This window comes from Phytohabitans houttuyneae, assembly GCF_011764425.1.
Classification (GTDB): Bacteria; Actinomycetota; Actinomycetes; order Mycobacteriales; family Micromonosporaceae; genus Phytohabitans; species Phytohabitans houttuyneae.
This window is the reverse complement of record NZ_BLPF01000001.1, coordinates 1,047,786-1,066,282: the sequence shown is the minus strand read 5'-3', so window position 1 is coordinate 1,066,282 and position 18,497 is coordinate 1,047,786. Positions and strand designations below refer to the sequence as shown.

Below are 18,497 nucleotides of genomic sequence, written 5' to 3'. Positions count from 1 at the left end.
GCGGCCGGGGAGGGCCCTTACTTAACGGTTGACCTATATAAGGGCGTGCTTTAACGTGGCGGACGACGAGCGGGTGTAGGAGGGGGTGGGCGCAGTGACTGAAGCGGTGCGGACGGCCGGTCTGGTCAAGACCTTCGGCGACGTCCGGGCGGTTGACGGCATCGACCTTTCCGTCGCGGCCGGCCAGGTTTACGGCGTGCTCGGGCCCAACGGCGCGGGCAAGACCACGCTGATCAGGATGCTCGCCACGCTGTGGCGGCCGGACGCGGGGACCGCCGAGGTGTTCGGGCACGACGTGGTCCGCGAGGCGGCCACCGTGCGTTCGCTGGTGAGCGTGACCGGGCAGTCCACGTCGATCGACGACGACCTGAGCGGGCTGGAAAACCTCATCATGGTGAGCCGGCTGTGGGGCTACACGCCGGCCGACGCGCGCCGGCGGGCGATGCAGCTGCTGACCGCCTTCGACGTGGTCGACGAGAAAGACCGGCAGGTGAAGACGTACTCGGGCGGGCAGAAGCGGCGCGTGGACATCGCGGCCAGCCTCGTGGTCACGCCCAAGCTGCTCTTCCTCGACGAGCCCACCACCGGGCTCGACCCGCTCAGCCGGCAGCAGGTGTGGCACATCGTGCGCGTGCTCGTCGAAGAGGGCACGACCATCGTGCTGACCACCCAGCACCTGGACGAGGCCGACCAGCTCGCCGACCGCGTGGCCGTGATCGACCACGGTGTCGTGGTGGCCGAGGGGACGCCGGCGGAGCTCAAGTCCCGCACCGGCACGAGCGCTCTCCAGGTGCGGCTGGCCGACCCCACGCAGGTCGACGCGGCGCGCGAGGTGCTCGCCCGCGCCGTGCAGGCGCCGGTCCGGATCGACGGCGACCCCTCACACCTGACCGCCCAGGTCTTCGACCCCGAGCGGGCCACGCGGGCGCTCAGCGACCTGACCGCGTCGGGGATCGGCGTCGTCGACTTCTCCCTCGGCCGGCCGAGCCTCAACGAGGCTTTCCTGGCGTTGACCGGCCGCCCGCCGTCCACATCGGACAGCGACGCCGAGCCCTCGCCGAATGGCGCCGGTGTCACCGCGGGCGCGTCCCGGGGCGGATCGGACGGAGCGCCGGCGTGACCGCCGCGGTCAGCCCGGCCGAGCCCGCCGTCGACGAGGTGCGGACGGCGCTCTTCGACCAGCCCCCGCGCCGCGGCACGGCCAGCGCGCTCGCGGCTTCGCGCACCTTCGCGTGGCGCTCGCTCGTCCGGATCAAGCGGGTGCCCGACTCGGTCGCCACGGCCGTCATGCAGCCGATCATCTTCACCGTCCTGTTCACGTACCTGTTCGGTGGGGCGATCTCCGGCTCGACGGGGAGTACCTCCAGTTCTTCATGCCCGGCGTGCTCGTGCTCGGCATCGTCATCACCACGATGGACGCCGGCATCGGGCTCAACATGGACTTCGACCGGGGCACCTACGACCGGATCCGGTCGCTGCCGGTGTGGCGCCCGGCCGCCATCGCGGGCCGGATGGCCGGCGACGCCGTGCGGTACGCATTCGCCACGGTGGCGCCGCTGCTGCTCGGCCTGGCGCTGGGGTTCCGGCCCGACGGCGGCTTCGGCGGCGTGCTGCTGGCCCTGCTGTACCTGCAGCTGCTGGCGTTCAGCGTGGCCTGGATCTGGACCCTGGTCGGTGCCATCGTGCGCAGCCACGTCGCGGCACAGACGATGATCGTCATGCTCAACACGATGGTGGTCTTCACCAGCAACGTGGTGGCGCCCAGTGAGAGCATGCCCGGCTGGCTCCAGGCCGTCATCAGTGCCAACCCGGTCACCCACGCCACCACGATGGTCCGTGGCCTGATGCACGGCACGCTGACCGGCGAGCAGGCCACCGCGGGCATCCTGGCCTGCGCGGTCCTGATCGCGCTCTTCGCGCCGGCGACGGTGTACTTCTACTACCGGCGGGGACGCCGCTGAGCGGTACGGAAAGGGGCGCCGGCGACCCAGGTCGCCGGCGCCCCGCGTTGTGGCCCGCTCAGCCCGCCCCGACCAGCGAACCCAGCGCGATCGCACGGAAGCTGCGCCCGGGAAAGTCGCAGTACCAGAGCCGCTCGCCGTCCCACGTGAGGCCGGTGGGACGGCCGGGCACGGGCGCCTCGCCGAGGGGCGTGCCCGTGCGCGGGTCCATGGCGCGCAGGACGCCGTCGTCGAAGTCGCCGTAGACCACGGTGCCGGCGGCGTACGTGAGGCCGGACGGGGACTCGCCGAAGGCCGGGAACTCGCGGATCACGTCCATCGTCGCGTAGTCGCGGAGCTGGACGACCGTGGGCGCGCGCATCAGCATCCAGATCCCTTCCGGGCCCATCTCGACGCCGGTGAGCCGGCCGCTGGCCGGTGGCACCGGCTTCATGCCGGTGACCTCTCCCGTGGTGGGGTCGACGAGCACCAGCTGCTTGGGGCGGCCGCCGACCTGGAGCAGGCTGGCGCCGTCGAAGGCGAGGTCGGCCCGGACGTGCGGGCACGGAAACTCAAGCGTGACGGTGCCGTCGCGAGGGTCGACCGCGTAGATCGTCTCGACGTCCTGGTCAGAGTGCCACAACCTTGTGCCGTCCCACGTGAGCCCGCACATGTACGCAGAGGGCGCGGGAATCGTTCTGATGACCTCGGCGAGCGCCGTGTCCTGGCGGGGTGTCATCGCAGCCTCCTATTCGGACGGTAGCGGCTACGATACTATATCTTCCTCAAGCTATTTGACACACAGGGGTGGGGGCGCGATGCCACAGCACTTCCTCTTCGTCGCCATCGGGGGCGGCGGGCACATCTTCCCGACGCTGGGCCTGGTGAGCGAGCTGGTCGCGCGGGGTCACCGGGTGACCTACGTGACGACCGAGCAGTTCGCCGAGAACGTGCAGGCGGCCGGTGCCCGGTTCGCGCCGTACAAGTCGGTGTTCGACGACATCACGCTGCCGGAGGTCGTCGCGCACGAGGACTCCGAGACCTTCTCCCGCATGCTCTTCCTCGACGAGAACCTGGCGATGCTGCGGGCGGCGGAGGAGCACCTCGCCGGCGACGTGCCGGACGTCGTGGCGTACGAGATCTTCCCGATCATCGCCGGCCGGCTCCTCGCGGCGAAGTGGGGCCGTCCCGCGCTCTGCTTCGTCGGCGGCCCCTGCTCCAACGAGCACTACAACCTCTGGCAGGAGCTCGTCGACACGCAGGGGCACCGGCCGTGGGCGGACAACGACACGTTCCGCACCGCCGTGGAGGAGCTGATGGCGGAGTACGGGCTCGGCGGGTCGGTGGCGGACATCTTCCGCGAGCCGGAGGCGTACACGGTCGCCTCCATCCCCCGCTCCTACCAGGCCCGCGGCGAGACGTTCGACGACCGCTTCCACTTCGTCGGGCCGATCTTCCACGGCAAGCGACGGCGCGGCGAATGGCAGCCGCCGGCGGACGGCCGGCCGCTGCTGCTCGTCTCGCTCGGCGACGACTTCAACGACCAGCCGGACTTCTTCCGCACCTGCGCGCGGTCGTTCGCCGGTACGCGCTGGCACGTGGTCATGGCGACCGGGAGGACCGACCTCGCGGAGCTGGGCGAACTGCCGGACAACGTCGAGGCCCACCCGTGGATCTCCTTCGTGGAGGTGCTCCCGCACACCACCGCGTTCCTGATGCAGGGGTCGGTCGGCGCGACGATGGACGCGATGTACCACGGCGTGCCGCTGCTCATCTTCAGTGAGTTCGCCGCCGAGGCCGGACCGACCGCCACGCGGGCGCTGGAGCTGGGCCTCGGATACGAGATGAGCCGCGAGACCTTCGACTCCGGCGGCCTGCCCGACCTCGTGGAGCGGCTGGTGGCCGACCCCGGCGTCCGGGAGCGGGTCGACCGGATGCGGACCGACACCCGGACGGCGGGTGGCGCGGTGGCCGCCGCCGACGGGGTCGAGGCGTACCTGCGGCGCGTGGCGGGCTAGGGCGGCGGCGATGAGGGTGCTGTTCTGCTCCCACCCCGCGGTGGGGCACTACTTCCAGCTCGTCCAGCTCGCCTGGGGGTTCCGCGCGGCCGGTCACGACGTGATCGTCGCGATCGCCGACTACGCCGAGACCGCCGCGAAGGCGGGCCTCGAGGTCGTCGACGTCGCGCCGGACTTCGACCTGCCCACGATCGCCGAGCGGGTCAACCGGGACCACCCGGAGATGATCGAGGCGATGAGCCGGCCGCTGGACAACAACGTGGAAGCCTTCGCCGCCGGGCTCGCGGCGGTCAACCGCGAGCTGATGGAACGGACGGTCGCGCTCGCCGACGACTGGCGGCCCGACCTCGTGGTCTACGACCAGCCGACAACTGTCGGACTCTTCGTCGCCGGGCGGCTCGGCGTGCCGGCGGTGCAGCGCAACCTCGGTTCCAACCGGACGAAGAAGATGCACCAGGCCATAGCCGGCTACCTCGCGGACTTCGTCGACCGGTACGAGGTCGCGCTGCCCGAGCCGGCGCTGACGCTAGAGCTGTTTCCCCCCAGCATGCTGCTGTTCGAGCCGGAGGGCTGGTTCATGCGCTGGGTGAGCTACAGCGGCGGCGGAGTCCTCGGCGACCGGCTGCCCCAGCCACCGCCGGACCGGCCGCGGGTGGCGGTCACCTTCGGCACCGCCGAGCTGCAGGCGCTCGGCGTGGAGTCGCTGCGCCCGCTGGTCGCCGCGGCGGGCACGGTCGACGCCGAGTTCGTCCTCGCGGTCGGCGACATCGACCTCGGGCCGCTCGGCGCGCTCCCGCCGAACGTGCGGCTGGCCGGCTGGACCCCGATGTACGCGCTGCTGCGCACCTGCGCCGGGGTCGTGCACCACGGCGGGCCGGCCACCACCATGACCGCGCTGGAGGTGGGCATCCCGCAGCTCGTCGCCCGCAACCCGATGGACCCGATGCAGTACGGGATCTGCCAGGCGATCGAGGCGTCCGGCATCGGCTTCCAGCAGGACCGGTCCACCGTGGACGGCGTGTTGCTCGACCGGCTGGTGTCCGACCCGGTGCTGCGCGCGCGCACCGCCGAGGTGCGCGCCGAGATGCTGGCCCTGCCGACCCCGGCGGCGACCGTGGCCCGCATCGAGCGGGAGCTGTTCTAAGGCTTTGTCAGCCCACGGCCTCCGCGAGGAGGTCGGAGGGGACCAGCTGCTCCTCCAGCAGTACGCGGTACCGGTCGGCCACCGGCTGGCCGGCCGGCCGCGCGGAGAGCCACGCCGCGACGAGCCGGTGACCCTCCACATAGGTCACCGAGTACGCCCGCCACAGCGGGTCGGTGAGGAACGTCGTCATGTGCTCGGCCCGGTCGCGCGGAAGCAGCAGCCACCGGCGCAGGTAGTCGGTGACCTCGTCCGGTCCCGCGCCGCGGTCGTGTGCCAGGATGGCCGCGTCCTGCCGGGCCGGCAGCAGGCGGCGCACCAGGCCGAGCATCCGCTCCACCAGCTCGCCCTCGATGCGCAGGCCGAGCTCGTCGGCCAGCAGCTCCTCCGTCCAGCGTCCCCAGCCTTCGCCGAGCACCACCTCGACGGCCAGCTCGGCGGTGCCTTCGGCCATCAGGCACTGCGGCGTGTTCACCAGCGCGAGCGTGTGCTCCGCCTCACCCCGGGCGCGCACCAGGCCGGCTTCCTTCAGGCAGCGCTCGGTGTGGTGCCCCGCGTACGACTCGTGGGTGGCCAGCAGCGGCAGCGCCGCGATCGTGCGGCCGGCGCCGGCGTTGAGCGCGACCGACGAGCGGAAGCCGCCGAGGTACCGGTTGTACGCGTTCCACGGCGCGTCCTCGACCACCTCGTAGTCGACCCGCTCGCCGTCCGGCAGCGCGAACGCGGGCCGGGCCAGCTCGCGCAGCCGCTCGGAGACCGCGCGGATGCCGGGCAGCAGCTTGTCCGGCGGTATGGCGTTGCGCTCGTAGAAGGCGTCGACGCGGGTGGCCAGGTCGCCGCTTCCGGGCAGCAAGCCGGCGATCGTGTCGTGGAGCTCCGCGTACAGCCCGGGGTCGCCCAGCTCCACGCCGACCTCGAAGTACTCCTCGACCTCGGCGAGGAACGGCATCGGCTCGCCGGCCAGCCGCCGGGCGGAGCACTCCAGCGCGCGCAGCTGCGCGGCGAGGAACCGCTGCCGCGGTGCGGCGAGGCCGCTGCCGGCGAGCGCCGCGCGGGTGGCCACCGCCTGGGCCACCAGGTCGGCGGCCGCCGGCACCGGTTCGGCCGCCAACTCGGCGGCGATCGCCGGGTCGCCGAACCAGCAGTCGACGAACCCGTCGATGGCGCGGCCGAGCCGCAGGCCGAGCTTCAGGTAGTCGCGCACGACCTCTTCCATCGGCCCTCCCGGTCGATCTCGCTCCTTGCTCACCATATGATATTCAAGTGAATCTGGGTACCATGTGGACGGCGCACCGCTCCATACTTATGGCTTGACCTATATAAGCCGCTGCTTTAACGTGGCCGGTGCGTCGTGGGTGAAGGAGGGTCGCGGTGGAGATGGCAGCGCGGGCATCTGGCCCGAGTGATCTGACCGGCGTGCGCGAGGTCCTGCTCGCACCGGCCCCGCCACGGCGGGCGACGGCGCTGTTCGCGACGCGCACGTTCGCCTGGCGCACCCTGCTGAAGATCAAGCACTCGCCGGACGAGCTGTCCAGCGCGCTGATCATGCCGATCATCTTCACGGTCTGGCTGACCTACCTGCTCGGCGGCGCGATCTCCGGCTCCCCCCAGGAGTACCTGGACTACTTCCTGCCCGGCGTGATCGTGCTGACCGTGTCGCTCACGACGACCTACACCGGGATCGCGCTCAACCTCGACATCAGCCGGGGCACCTTCGACCGGCTCCGCACGCTGCCGATCTGGCGGTCGTCGGTGATCGTGGGCGCGATGGTCGGCGACGTCGTGCGCTACGCGACCGTCTCGATCATCCCGCTCCTGCTCGGCCTGGCGCTCGGCTACCGGCCCGGCGGCGGGTTCACCGGCGTGCTGTTCGCCCTGCTCTACCTGCAGGTCTTCGCGTTCAGCATGGTGTGGGTGTGGACGCTGTTCGGCGTCTCGGTCAAAAACCCCACGACCGTGCAGAGCGTCAGCTGGATGATCCAGCTGTTGCTCTCGCTGCTCAGCAACATCTACGTGCCGCAGGAGACGATGCCCGGCTGGCTGCGCGTCGTGGTCGACGTCAACCCGGTCACGTACGCGACGACGACCGTGCGCGGGCTGATGGACGGCACGCTCACCTCCGGGCAGCTCACCGCGGGCCTGGTGACCTGTGCCGTGCTGGTGGCGGTGTTCGTGCCGCTGACCGCCAGCCAGTACCTCAAGCGCTGGCGGTAGAGCAATTCCGCCGGGTCTGGCGCGCCCCACGATGTCCTAGACTTTCAATATGTATAGCGATGCGCGCACGGCAGTCCGGGTGGAGACCGAGCGCCGGGGTGCCGCGCTGGTCCTGCTCTGCGGCACCCAGCTGCTCCTGCTCGTCGACTTCTCGATCGTCAACATCGCACTTCCGGACATCCGCCAGGCCCTGGGCTTCAGCCCGTCCGGTCTCGCCTGGGTGGTCAGCGCGTACGCGTTGACGTTCGGCGGGTTCCTGCTCCTCGGCGGCCGCCTCGCCGACCTGCTCGGCCGGCGCCGGCTCTTCGTCGCGGGGCTCGTCCTCTTCGGACTCGCCTCGCTCGTCGGCGGGCTCGCACAGAGCAGCGAGGTCCTCGTGGTGATGCGCGCCATCCAGGGCGGTGGCGCCGCGCTGATCGCACCGGCGCTGCTCTCGCTGATCACCACCCTGTACCCGGAGGGGCCCGAGCGGGACCGCGCGGTCGGCTGGTTCACCGCCGCCTCGGCCAGCGGCTTCGGCCTCGGCGTGCTGGCCGGCGGCGTGCTGACCTCGGCGCTGGGCTGGCGGGCGATCTTCCTGATGAACGTGCCGCTCATCGCGGTCGCCATCCCGGTCGCGTACCTGCTGCTGCGCGAGCCGGGCCGGCTGTCACCGCCGCGGCGCGGCTACGACGTGGCCGGTGCGGTGCTCGGCGTCGCCGGGCTGACCATGGTGAGCTACGGCCTCACCGTGGCGCCCCGGCCGGGCCTGCTCGGCCGCGGGGTGGCATTCGTCGCCGCCGGCGCGGTGCTGCTCGGTGTCCTGCTGCTGGTGGAGCGGAAGGCCCGCGACCCGCTGCTGCCCCTCGGCCTGTTCCGGCTCCCCAACCTCGCCGCCGCCCTCGGCGTCGGCGCGCTGGGCGCCGGCGTGCTCGGCACCGCGACCCTGCTGCTCTCCCTTTACCTGCAGGAGGTGCGGGAGCTGTCCGCGCTCTGGGCCGGCGTCTTCTTCCTGCCGTTCGGCGTGGCCATCGCGGTCGCGGCGCAGGCGGCGCCGTGGCTCACCGCGCGGCTCGGGCTGCGCGGCGCGCTGGCGACCGCCGCGCTGCTGATGGCCGCCGGCGCGGGGGCGCTCAGCGTCGTGGCGGCCGGCGACGGCCACCTCGCCGCGGTGCTGCTCGCGATGCTCGTGGTGGCCGCCGGCTTCGGCGTCTTCTACACGCTCTTCACGCTCGCCGGCACGGCCGGGGTGGCACCCGGGCAGCAGGGCATCGCCGCCGGGCTGGTCAACACCGCGACCCAGGTGGGCACCGCCTTCGCCGCCGCGATCCTGGTCACCCTCGCCGGTGTCCACGGCGGCGCCGGCGCGGCCGCGAGCGGCTTCGTCGTCGCGTTCGCGGCCGCCGCCGCGATCCTCGTCGCCGCGGCCGCGCTCGCCGCGACGACGGTCCGCTGAGTCCACTTCGGAGGGAGTACACGGTCATGTCGGACGGCAGGCAGTCGGCGCTGTTCCTTTACGAGGAGGCGATGGCGTTCACGTACTCGGCCGCGCTGCGGGCGGTCGCCGCCCTCCGGGTCGCCGACACGTTCGGTGACGGACCGCGCGCGGTCGCCGAGGTGGCGGCCGAGGTGGGCGTGGACGCCGGCGCGCTGGGGCGGATCCTCCGGCTGCTCGCCGGGCGGGGCATCTTCGCCGAGGAGGCGGACGGCCGGTTCCGGCTGGCGGAAGCCGGCGAGGCGCTGCGCTCGGACGCGGCGGTGCCAGCCCGGTCCGGCATCCTGATGTTCACCGACGCGATGTTCTGGAACACGTCGTACGAGCTGGCCACCACCATGCGCCGGGACGGCGCCACCTTCGCCGAGGTGTTCGGCATGCCGCTGGGGAGTACTTCGAGCGGAACGCCGACAAGGAGGCGCTCTTCTACGACGGCATGGAGCGGGTCTCCGACGCCGAAAACCCGCTCATCGCCGCCAGCTACGAGTTTCCGCCGGAGGGCACGGTCGCGGATGTCGGCGGCCGGTACGGCGGCCTGCTGCTGGAGGTGCTGCGCGCCAATCCCGGACTGCGCGGCGTCCTGCTCGACAAGCCGGAGGAGGTCGCCAAGCACCGCCTCGACGCGCCCGAGGTCGCCGGGCGGTGGGAGGCGGTCGGCGGGGACTTCTTCGAGGCCGTACCGCCGGCGGACGTGATCGTGCTCAAGCGGATCGTGCACAACCTCGACGACGGCGACACCGTGCGGCTGCTGCGCAACTGCCGCGCGGCGCTGCGCCCGGGCGGAGCGGTGCTGGTCGTCGACGCGATCGTCCCGGCCGGCCGGGACCCGCACCAGAGCAGGGCGATGGACTTCATGATGCTCGCCGCGATGACCGGCCAGGAGCGCACCGAGGCCGAGCTGGCGCCGCTGCTGGCCGAGGCCGGCCTGCGCCCGGCGAGGCTGATCCCCACGCCGTCGGTGATGTCCGTCGTCGAGGCCGTACCGAGCTAGTTAATTATGAAGTTGGGTTGGCGCGTGTCGACCGGCTGCCGCGCCACCCAGATCCGCCCGATCGGCTTGTTATAGCAGCCTCGAAGTCGAAGTCGATCACTCGGCTATGGTGTCCCAGCGGATCATAATGCTAGCCTTTTCCGAAGTGTTTGCGGACAGTAACGATCGGTGTCTGCTCGGGGAAGGATCTCGGATGCGAGTCTGGTCTGTGCCGGGGCGACGGGCTTCGGTCGCGGTGATGCTCCTGGTGGCGATCGGCCTGGTGCTGCCGGCTTCGGCCGCGGCCAAGCCACCGTCCACAGTCGCGGGTGCGGCCGGCGGGAGCCTGCCGGCCTGCAAGGGCCTGTCCGAATCCACATTGAACCGGTGGATCGGCCAGGCGAACTCCGGTCGGGACGTGTCGGAGAGCCTGGGTCGCGGCCGCGCGTGTGAGATCGCGATCGGTGCCAAGGGCCTGACCCCGTTGACCGGCAAGCTGAGCCTGTCGGCGACGCCGGGCTCGGTGGTACTGCGCGGCGGCGCACCGATCTTCGACGTGCGCGACCGTGGCGTGCTGGCGCTGACGGGCCTGACGTTGACGGGTTCGACGAACGCGGCGGTGCGCAACAACACCGGTGGTCGGGTCACGATCACCAAGTCGAAGATCGTCGGCAACAGCGCCTACTTCGGCGGTGGGCTGGCGAACGCCGGCGGGACGATGTCGGTGCACGACAGCGAGATCAGCGGGAACACCGCCTCGGGCAACAGCGGTGGGCTCGGCAACAGCGGCGTGACCGCGACGATGACGGTCTCCAACAGCAAGGTGACCGGAAACAAGGCGATGTTCGGCGGCGGGATGGCCAACAACACCGGCACGGTCCTGGTCATCAACACCCTGCTGTCGAAGAACACGGCCGACTCCGGCGGTGCGTACGTCAACAGCGCCGGCACGGTGACCATCATCGGCAGCGACGTCGTGGACAACACGTCTCCGGACGGCGGCGGCCTGGTCACCACCGGGACGCTGAACGTGATCAAGACGCGGATCTCCCGCAACGCCGGTGGCGGCATCGCCAGCCAGGGCGGCGGCACGGTGCTGGTCACCGACAGCCAGATCACCGACAACACGTTCACCGGACCGGGTGCCGGTGTGCTGAACGCCGGCGGCGGCCTGCTGACGGTGACGAACACGACGATCACCGGCAACAAGTCCGACGCGGTCGGCGGCGGGGTCGACAACCACTTCGGCGGTACGACCCGCGTCATCAACTCGACCATCACCGGCAACACGGCCACGAGCGGTGGTGGCATCTCCAACGCGGCCGGTGGGTTGTTCGTCTCCACCAACACCACGATCAAGAGCAACACGCCGAACAACTGTGCGGGTCAGATCGAAGGATGCCCATAAAGAGTTCGCGACGGACAAAGTGATTGGGGACCGCCATGACCGATACCGTGCGGGACGCGGACGCGAGACAGGGTGGGACAGTCGGCAATGACGCCGGCCCACCGGCCCGCCCGCAACGCATGTTCATCCCGGCGCTGGAAGGGCTCCGTGGAGCCGTCGCGCTGCTCGTCGTCACCGGGCACACCGGCCAGGCCGTCGGCCTCGTCGGCTGGACCGAGATGTACCCGGGCGACCCGTTCTGGGGGCGATCCTGCACCGCACCGCGGTCGCCTTCCCGATCTTCTTCATCATGACCGGATACCTGCTCTACCGTTCCTTCGCGCTGGCCACCCTCACCGGTGGCAAGAGGCCGGACACCAAGCGGTACTTCTGGCGGCGCGCGCTGCGCATCCTGCCGGCGTACTGGGTGCTGACAGCGGTGGCGCTCTTCCTGAGCGGGGTCGTCGGCACGACGGCCAAGGTCGACTGGGGCAGCATCGGCGGGATCTGGGACGTCCTGCGGCCCGTGCTGCTGCTGCACATCTACGAGCCGTTCGTCATCCCGGTCGGCATGGAGCACACCTGGAGCAACGCGGTCGACTTCGCGTACTACCTGGCGATGCCGGTGTTCGCCGTCCTTCTCGGACTGTGGGCCAAGCGCGCCTCCGACCTGCGCACCCGCCTGCTCCGCATCGTCCTCCCGCTGGTCGGGCTGATCTTCGTGGGCCTCGGCTTCACGATGTGGACCCACACCGGCCAGTTCATGAACGACCCGATGGCGCTGTGGCCGATGCAGTACCTGTGGCCGACCAGCTACATCGGCTGGCTTGCCGCCGGCATGATCCTCGCCGCGTGGTCGGCCGCCGAAGAGGTGCAGCCGGGCTCGTCGCCGGGCATCTTCAGGTTCGCCGGCCGCCGGCCGCTCGTGCTCTGGACGGGCGCGCTGGTCGTGTACGTGCTCGCCTGCGTGTCGCCGTTCTCCGAGAACCACAAGCTCGACTACCCGGGCATGACCGCGGGGATCGTCGACTACTGGCTGTTCATCGCGTTCGCGATGCTGATCGTCACGCCGCTGATCGTGCCGGGCATGAAGTCCCGGTTCATCGAAGGGCTGCTGGCCAACGCACCGATGCGCTTCCTGGGGAAGATCTCGTACAGCCTCTTCCTCTGGCACGTCATCGTCTACCTGCTCTTCCTGGTGCCGATCTTCGGTGCGGAGCCGACCAACTTCTTCATCGTGTACGCGGCGGAGCTCGCGGTCGCCATCGGGATGGCGATCTTCAGCTACTACGCGTTCGAGCGGCCGTTCCACAAGCTGCGGCCATGGCTGGGCAAGGCTCCGGCGCAGCTGAGCGTCGAGGTGGCGCGCCCCGCCGAGTACGACCCGGCTCAGGCTGACCGCCTGGCGCCGGTGTCCCGTCAGGGCGGCTGACGCCTGTACGCGTCCGGGTCCGCCGACCGGCGGGCCCGGACGCGTTGCCGTGCCTGAAGTAGCCAGCGACAACACACTTCAGTATCGTGTAGCCCGGCAATCGGCGAGCTCCGATCGACGAGGGAGAGCGGTATGCTGCGGGCCAGCCTGAGGGGCCTTCTGTCGCGCAAGCTCCGTCTCACCTTCGCCGTCGTGGCGATCGTGCTGGGCGTCTCCTTCCTGTCCGGCGCGTTCGTGCTCACCGACTCGCTCGGTGCCCGCTTCGAGCGGCTGTACTCGTCGATCAACCAGAACGTCGACGTGCAGGTGACGCTCACCGACGACGCGGAAAACGACCACCCCCAGCCGCGGCTGACCCAGCAGGACCTGGACCGGCTGGCCGCCGTCGAGGGGGTCGACGGGGTTTCCGGCGACGTCAGCGCGCTCGGCGTGGTGCCGTTCGACCTGCGCGACGGCGAGCCGGTGCGTACGTCGGGAACGCCGCAGCTCGGCGTCGGCGTGAGCGGCCAGGACGACCCGTTGCGCCTGATCGAGATCGCCGAGGGGCGGTGGCCGAGCGCCGGGAGCGAGGTGGCGCTGAGCCGGTACACGGCGGAGCAGGCGCACGCGGGCCTCGGCGACCGGATCAAGGTCTACCTTCCCGGCGCCCCCGCGGCCACGGAGTCCACTGTGGTCGGCATCGCCGTCTACAGTGGCGACCGGCCGTCGCTGGCCGGCGAGACGCTCGTGGCCTTCCCGCTGGCCGACGCGCAGCGGCTCTTCTACGGGCAGACCGGCCAGTACTCCGGTGCGTCCTTCCGGGCCGCTCCCGAGCTGTCACAGCAGGAGCTGCGCGACCGGATGGCAGCGGTGGTGCCGGCCGGCTTCGAGGCGAAGACCGGCGTGCAGGCCAACGCCGACGGGGCGAGCGAGGTCCAAGAGGGACTGTCCCAGCTCGCCACCTACTTCTTCGGCCCGTTCGCCATCGTGGCGCTGCTCGTCGGCATCTTCCTGATCTTCAACACGTTCAACATCCTTGTCGCCCAGCGCACCCGGGAGCTCGCGCTGTTTCGGGCCATGGGGGCCAGCTGGGGCCAGGTCACCGGCTCGGTGCTCGTGGAAGCGGTGCTGATCGGCCTCGTCGGTGCGACCCTCGGCCTGCTCGGCGGCATCGGGCTCGGCTACGCGGGCAGCGCCGCGGTCGGCTCGTTCGGCGGCAGCCAGCTCCCCGACGCCGGCGTCCGGGTCGGCGTCGTGCCGGTCGTGCTGGCGTACACGGTGGGCGTGCTGGTGACCGTCGCCGCCGCGTTCCTGCCGGCGATGCGCGCCTCCTCGGTGCCGCCGCTGGCCGCGATGCGTGACGTCGCCGCCCCCGACAAGCCGCTGCGCACCCTCTCGCTGGTGGCCGCCTCGATCGCGCTGCCCGGCGCGGCGATGCTGGCCGTCTCGCTGGCGGTCGGCACCAGCAGCGGCTACGTCATCGCGGGCATCTGGATCGGGATGGCCCTCGTCTTCGCCGGTCTCGGGCTGCTGTCCCCGCTGCTCACCCGGCCCGTGGCCGGCCTTGTCGGCCGCGCGGTGGCGTGGGGCGTGAGCGGCCGGCTCGGCGTCGCCAATGTGCTGCGCAACCCGCGCCGTACCTCCGTCACCGCCGCGGCGCTGATGATCGGCGTGGCGCTGGTGAGCGCCGCCAGCGTGGTGGGCCACTCGTTCACCACCTCGATCGACCGCACGGTGACCGCCACGCTCGGCGCCGAGGTGGTCATCCAGACCGACCTGTCCGGCGTACCGGGCGAGACCGGCTACTCCGAGGAGGCGCTGCGGCAGGTGCGCGAGCTCCCCGAGGTGGAGCGGATGGTCCCGTTCTGGGTGTCCCGCCAGACCCGCGCCGAGGGCTCGACGCCACCGTTCGGCGGCACGTTCGCGGTCGAGGACCTGACGGTGGTCCGGGACATGTTCGCCATGGAGACGGTCGCCGGCACGCTGCGCGCGCTCGGCCCCGGCGAGCTCGCCACCGACGAAAACACCGCGAAGACGCACGGCTGGCAGGTCGGCGACACGGTGCGGCTCAAGGCTGACAAGGGCGACGCGCAGCCGTACCTCCTCGTGGGCATCTACGAGGCGACGCCGATCCTGACCGACACGATGTTCGTGTCCAAGTCGGCGATCCAGTACTTCGCCGGCCCGCTCGTGTACCAGGGGTACGCCAGCCTCGACGAGGGCGCCGACGCGGACGCGGCCATCGCCCGGATCGAGCAGATCATGAACGACTTCCCGCTGGTCCGGGTCGGCGACCGGGCCAGCCTCGTGGACGAGCTCTCCACCCTCGTCGACACCGCGCTGGCCATCATCTCGGTCCTGCTCGGCGTCGCCATCCTGATCGCGCTGCTGGGCATCATCAACACACTGCTGCTGAGCATCTACGAGCGCACCCGCGAGCTCGGGATGCTGCGTGCGGTCGGCATGAGCCGGCGCGGCGTCACCTGGATGATCGTCACCGAGTCGGTGGTGCTGTCGGTCTTCGGCTGCCTGCTCGGCATCGCGCTGGGCGTCGGGCTGGGTGTGGTGCTCACGCTCGCCCTGGGCAACATCGACCTGCTCAATACCGTCGCGATCCCCTGGACCAATTTGCTCGTCTTCGTGGCGGTCGCCGCCGTGGCCGGGGTGCTCGCGGCGGTCTGGCCGGCCTGGCGGGCCGCGCGGCTCGACGTGCTGCGGGCCATCGCGTACGAGTAGTCCGGATACAAACAGTCAGGAGTGGACGGTGCCGGACCCGCGGGGCGGGTCCGGCACCTCACACGGCCATCAGCTGATCCGAGCGGCCGCCGCTAGAACGAGATCGCGGCGGTGACTACCACCAGACCGTCGGTGCCGCCGACGACGCACGGCAGGACCGTGCAGTCGACGGTGCCCCAGTAGGCGAACGTCCCGTCCTCCGCCACGGTGAACCCCTCGAACGACTGGTGCACGGTGAGCGCGGACGACCCGTTGCCACCGCTGGTCGGGAACTGGACCCAGCTGCCCGGGTCGCAGACCACGTCGTTGCTGACGAACGTGCACTGTCCGACGGCGGCCTCGGGTGAGAGGCCGGTGACCGACGCGGTCACGCTCTGGCCGTCGGTCAGGCCGGTGGACGGCGAGACGCTGATGCTCGCCGCGGCGGCCTCCGGCTCGGCCGCCTGCGCCGCGGACTGGCCGGCGAGGGCCATCGCCAGCACCGCGACCGGCACCAGGGCGAGGCGAACCGCCCGACGAATCCTGCTGTTTGAACGCACTGTAGTGCCCTCCAATACCTGATTGAGCAGGGTCTGTCCGGGTTGGACAGGAAGGTCTCCGGCGCGCAGGAGGACAGCGTTCCGGCGGATAACCGGCACGCTATCGCTTTTAGAAGCTAGCTGCGGATAAGTCGGGCGTCAACCCGGACGTCTACTCCGCCAGGGTCTGCTGGCAATGGGTTGATTTGCCGTCGTTTTCGCTGGCCGCACGGCGTGCCATGATGCCCGATCGGAGGATGGAGTATCGCATCATCCGCAAATATAGCTTCAGTCTTATATAGCGATCAGCGACCTGATCATGGGATTCTTGTGACAAGGATCTCCAACATCCGGTTAGGAGTGAAACATGACCAGTACGGGCCGTCGGATCACGGTGCTAGCGGCGCTGCTTGCCGTGGCAGTCGCCGCAGCCGCCGTCTACCTCTACACCGCGCGGTCCACGGGGGTGTCGATGGCGTCCGCAGCCGGGACGCCGGCAATGACCGCTGAGCAGATCCAACCGTTCCTGCTGACGCAGGCCGAACACCCGGAGGGAACCGAGTACCAGGAGGCGCCCATCAGCGCCGCCAACCAGGCAGTGAACCAGGGCGGCATGGTCGTCACGCCGCAGAGCTGCCTGGGCGCGCTGCAGATCGCCCTCGGAGACGCGCAGGCGACCGGGTGGATGCAGGCCGGTTCGCGGCCGACCAAGTCCGGCCGTACGCCCTTCCAGAGCGCGGTGGGCATCGTGAAGGGCGGCCTCGACCTGGCCAAGCTTCGCGAAGCCGTGGGCACGTGCTCGTCCGGCACGATCAGCTGGCCGGAGAAGAAGCTGACCGCGTCGATCAGCCTGTCCGAGGTCCCCGCGCCGGCCGTCAAGGGCATGAGCACGTTCGCGTACAAGTCAACGATGAAGTTCACAAACGTCACCCAAGCCGAGATCGAACCCATCGAGTCCTGCCCGATCGAGCCCGGCCCGGAGCTCGGGTCCTTCGAGACGGTCGCCAAGGAGTGCGTCGAGCACGCGCCCGTCTCGCAAGAGCGGATGGACATCACCACCGAGCAGTACGTCGCCTACGCGGCGGTCGAGAACGTGTACGTCGAGGCCTGCGCCGCCTCGCCCGCGGAGATCGAGCAGCTGCTCGCCGTCCCGTCCGACCGCCTCCGCGCCGCCGGCCACATCTGACGCGAGTCCGCACCGAGCAGTGGCACGCCGGCTTCGCGCCGGCGTGCCACCGGCGTCTTCGCGGTAGCGCAACCCGGGAGATGCGGCGCCCGCGGAACCGGCGGGAGACTGGGCCTCAGCGTGACTTCACTTTTCGTGAGTCGCGATCAGTCGACGCGCGGCCCCCTGGCCCGAGGCCAGGTGCGGTGCCGGACGGAGGACAGCAATGGTCGAACCCGTGGAGCATTTCGACGCCGTCGTCATCGGCGGTGGCCCGGGCGGCGCGGCGACGGCGGGGCTGCTCGCCGCGCGCGGCCACAGCGTGCTGGTGCTCGAACGGGAGAAGTTCCCGCGGTACCACATCGGCGAGTCGCTGATCACCGGCGTGCTCCCGGTCCTGGAGGAACTCGGCCTGCGCGAGCGGCTCGACGGTGCCGGCTTCACCAAGAAGTACGGCGGCACCCTTGTGTGGGGCAAGGAGGACACCCGCCCGGCCCAGGGGTGGCGCGCACTCGGCCCGCGCGGCGGCGCCGACAGCCGGCGGTGGGGCTTCCGCTTCGCGCAGGCGTCCAACTACGAGCACTCGTACCAGGTGCGGCGGGCCGACTTCGACGCGATCCTGCTGGGCCGGGCGCGGGAGCTCGGCGCGCGCGTCATCGAGGAGGCCACGGTCCGCGAGCCGCTCTTCGACGGCGACCGCGCGGTCGGCGTGCGGTACCAGCGCAAGGGCGAGGACGGGGCGCGGGTCGCGCGCTGCCGGATGCTTGTCGACGCCTCGGGGCAGACCCACCTGCTCGGCCGCCACCTCGACCTGGTCGAGTGGCACGAGGACCTGCGCAACATCGCGATCTGGGCCTACTACCAGGGCTGCCAGCGGTACGAGGGTGAGCGCTTCGGCGACATCCTCACCGAGAGCCGCCCGCCGGGCTGGTTCTGGTTCATCCCGCTGCACGACGGCACCGTCAGCATCGGCTACGTGACGCCGATCGCCGCGTACCAGGAGTCGGGGCTCAGCCTGGAGGACCTGTACGCGCGGCAGATGGCAAGCAGCGAGGAGGTCCGGGTCCTCACCGACGGAGCGTTCCGGGCCAGCGGCTTCCGCACCATCAAGGACTGGTCGTACACCTGCACCCGCTTCCACGGGCCGGGCTGGGCGCTCATCGGCGACGCCGCCGCGTTCATCGACCCGCTGCTGTCCACCGGCGTGACGCTGGCGCTGCGCGCGGCGCACGGCGCGGCCGCCGCCGTGGACCGGGCACTGCGCGAACCGGACGCCGAGGAGCTGGAGCTGGACCGCTACGAGAAGGCGTACCGCGAGTTTCTCGACTCGCTGCTCTCCTTCGTCCGCTACTTCTACCACCGCGACCGCTCCCGCGACGACTACCGGGCCAAGGCGCAGCAGACGATCGGCCCGGACGGTACCCGCTCCGCCGAGATCGACTTCGCGACGATGCTCTCCGGCCTGACCGGGCTCAAGGCGATCTTCCCCGACCGGTTCGAGTGAGCCGGCAGGCACGGATGGG

The 18,497-nt window shown here is 70.9% G+C and carries 17 protein-coding genes and 1 pseudogene; 14 read left to right on the top strand and 4 right to left on the bottom strand.

All coding sequences use genetic code 11. The features are described from left to right. Positions 1-94 precede the first annotated feature (94 nt). Positions 95-1,120, top strand: coding sequence for an ATP-binding cassette domain-containing protein (locus Phou_RS04970; RefSeq protein WP_173053943.1), 1,026 nt, complete (start codon positions 95-97; stop codon positions 1,118-1,120). Here Phou_RS04970 and Phou_RS04965 read toward each other — a convergent pair. Then, on the bottom strand, positions 1,074-1,289 hold the full coding sequence (locus tag Phou_RS04965) for a hypothetical protein (protein ID WP_173052326.1): 216 nt from the start codon (positions 1,287-1,289) through the stop codon (positions 1,074-1,076). The genes Phou_RS04970 and Phou_RS04965 overlap by 47 nt on opposite strands. 84 nt (positions 1,290-1,373) lie before the next feature. Between Phou_RS04965 and Phou_RS04960 the strand changes: the two genes are divergently transcribed. After that, the gene (locus Phou_RS04960; protein WP_246273248.1) at positions 1,374-1,961 is read left to right on the top strand and encodes an ABC transporter permease; all 588 of its coding nucleotides are present in this window, start codon (positions 1,374-1,376) and stop codon (positions 1,959-1,961) included. A gap of 58 nt (positions 1,962-2,019) precedes the next feature. On the opposite strand, the gene Phou_RS04955 is transcribed toward Phou_RS04960, so the two are convergent. Further along, the gene (locus Phou_RS04955; RefSeq protein ID WP_173053941.1) at positions 2,020-2,679 is read right to left on the bottom strand and encodes an NHL repeat-containing protein; all 660 of its coding nucleotides are present in this window, start codon (positions 2,677-2,679) and stop codon (positions 2,020-2,022) included. 79 nt (positions 2,680-2,758) lie between these two features. Between Phou_RS04955 and Phou_RS04950 the strand changes: the two genes are divergently transcribed. Together Phou_RS04950 and Phou_RS04945 are read left to right on the top strand one after the other, a co-directional pair. Continuing rightward, complete coding sequence (locus Phou_RS04950; RefSeq protein ID WP_173053939.1) at positions 2,759-3,958, top strand: macrolide family glycosyltransferase; 1,200 nt, start codon at positions 2,759-2,761, stop codon at positions 3,956-3,958. Positions 3,959-3,968: 10 nt separating this feature from the next. Further along, positions 3,969-5,102: a nucleotide disphospho-sugar-binding domain-containing protein gene (locus Phou_RS04945; protein ID WP_173053937.1), complete on the top strand. Its 1,134-nt coding sequence runs from the start codon at positions 3,969-3,971 to the stop codon at positions 5,100-5,102. 7 nt (positions 5,103-5,109) lie between these two features. Here Phou_RS04945 and Phou_RS04940 read toward each other — a convergent pair whose 3' ends face one another. Continuing rightward, a complete protein-coding gene (locus tag Phou_RS04940; RefSeq protein WP_173053935.1) occupies positions 5,110-6,315 on the bottom strand; it encodes a DUF885 domain-containing protein in 1,206 nt (401 codons plus the stop codon). Between the two features lie 161 nt (positions 6,316-6,476). Here Phou_RS04940 and Phou_RS04935 point away from each other — a divergent pair, with 161 nt between their 5' ends. The 8 genes and pseudogenes from Phou_RS04935 to Phou_RS04905 all read left to right on the top strand — a co-directional run bounded on the left by Phou_RS04935 (position 6,477) and on the right by Phou_RS04905 (position 15,291). Then, positions 6,477-7,313 (top strand): ABC transporter permease, encoded by an 837-nt coding sequence (locus Phou_RS04935; RefSeq protein ID WP_173058120.1) that lies wholly within the window; start codon positions 6,477-6,479, stop codon positions 7,311-7,313. Positions 7,314-7,362: 49 nt separating this feature from the next. Beyond that, entirely contained in the window at positions 7,363-8,748 is a 1,386-nt protein-coding gene (locus Phou_RS04930; protein WP_173053933.1) for an MFS transporter, read from the top strand. A gap of 26 nt (positions 8,749-8,774) precedes the next feature. Further along, a pseudogene (locus tag Phou_RS56010) lies at positions 8,775-8,975 on the top strand (methyltransferase family protein); the annotation flags it as partial. A gap of 248 nt (positions 8,976-9,223) precedes the next feature. Further along, positions 9,224-9,778 (top strand): methyltransferase, encoded by a 555-nt coding sequence (locus Phou_RS52190; RefSeq protein ID WP_246273245.1) that lies wholly within the window; start codon positions 9,224-9,226, stop codon positions 9,776-9,778. Between the two features lie 193 nt (positions 9,779-9,971). Continuing rightward, positions 9,972-11,165, top strand: coding sequence for a right-handed parallel beta-helix repeat-containing protein (locus Phou_RS04920; protein ID WP_173053931.1), 1,194 nt, complete (start codon positions 9,972-9,974; stop codon positions 11,163-11,165). Positions 11,166-11,200: 35 nt separating this feature from the next. Then, positions 11,201-11,458 (top strand): hypothetical protein, encoded by a 258-nt coding sequence (locus Phou_RS04915; protein WP_173053930.1) that lies wholly within the window; start codon positions 11,201-11,203, stop codon positions 11,456-11,458. Further along, complete coding sequence (locus tag Phou_RS04910; RefSeq protein ID WP_173053928.1) at positions 11,455-12,576, top strand: acyltransferase family protein; 1,122 nt, start codon at positions 11,455-11,457, stop codon at positions 12,574-12,576. Before Phou_RS04915 ends, Phou_RS04910 begins: the two co-directional genes overlap by 4 nt. Positions 12,577-12,708: 132 nt before the next feature. Continuing rightward, positions 12,709-15,291, top strand: coding sequence for an ABC transporter permease (locus Phou_RS04905; RefSeq protein WP_173053926.1), 2,583 nt, complete (start codon positions 12,709-12,711; stop codon positions 15,289-15,291). Positions 15,292-15,383: 92 nt separating this feature from the next. Here Phou_RS04905 and Phou_RS04900 read toward each other — a convergent pair whose 3' ends face one another. Further along, positions 15,384-15,830 (bottom strand): enediyne antibiotic chromoprotein, encoded by a 447-nt coding sequence (locus Phou_RS04900; RefSeq protein ID WP_173053924.1) that lies wholly within the window; start codon positions 15,828-15,830, stop codon positions 15,384-15,386. A 346-nt stretch (positions 15,831-16,176) separates the two neighbouring features. Between Phou_RS04900 and Phou_RS04895 the strand changes: the two genes are divergently transcribed. Together Phou_RS04895 and Phou_RS04890 are read left to right on the top strand one after the other, a co-directional pair. Next, complete coding sequence (locus Phou_RS04895) at positions 16,177-16,995, top strand: hypothetical protein (protein WP_173053922.1); 819 nt, start codon at positions 16,177-16,179, stop codon at positions 16,993-16,995. Positions 16,996-17,200: 205 nt separating this feature from the next. Beyond that, a complete protein-coding gene (locus Phou_RS04890; protein ID WP_173053920.1) occupies positions 17,201-18,478 on the top strand; it encodes an NAD(P)/FAD-dependent oxidoreductase in 1,278 nt (425 codons plus the stop codon). The last annotated feature ends 19 nt before the right edge of the window (positions 18,479-18,497 follow it).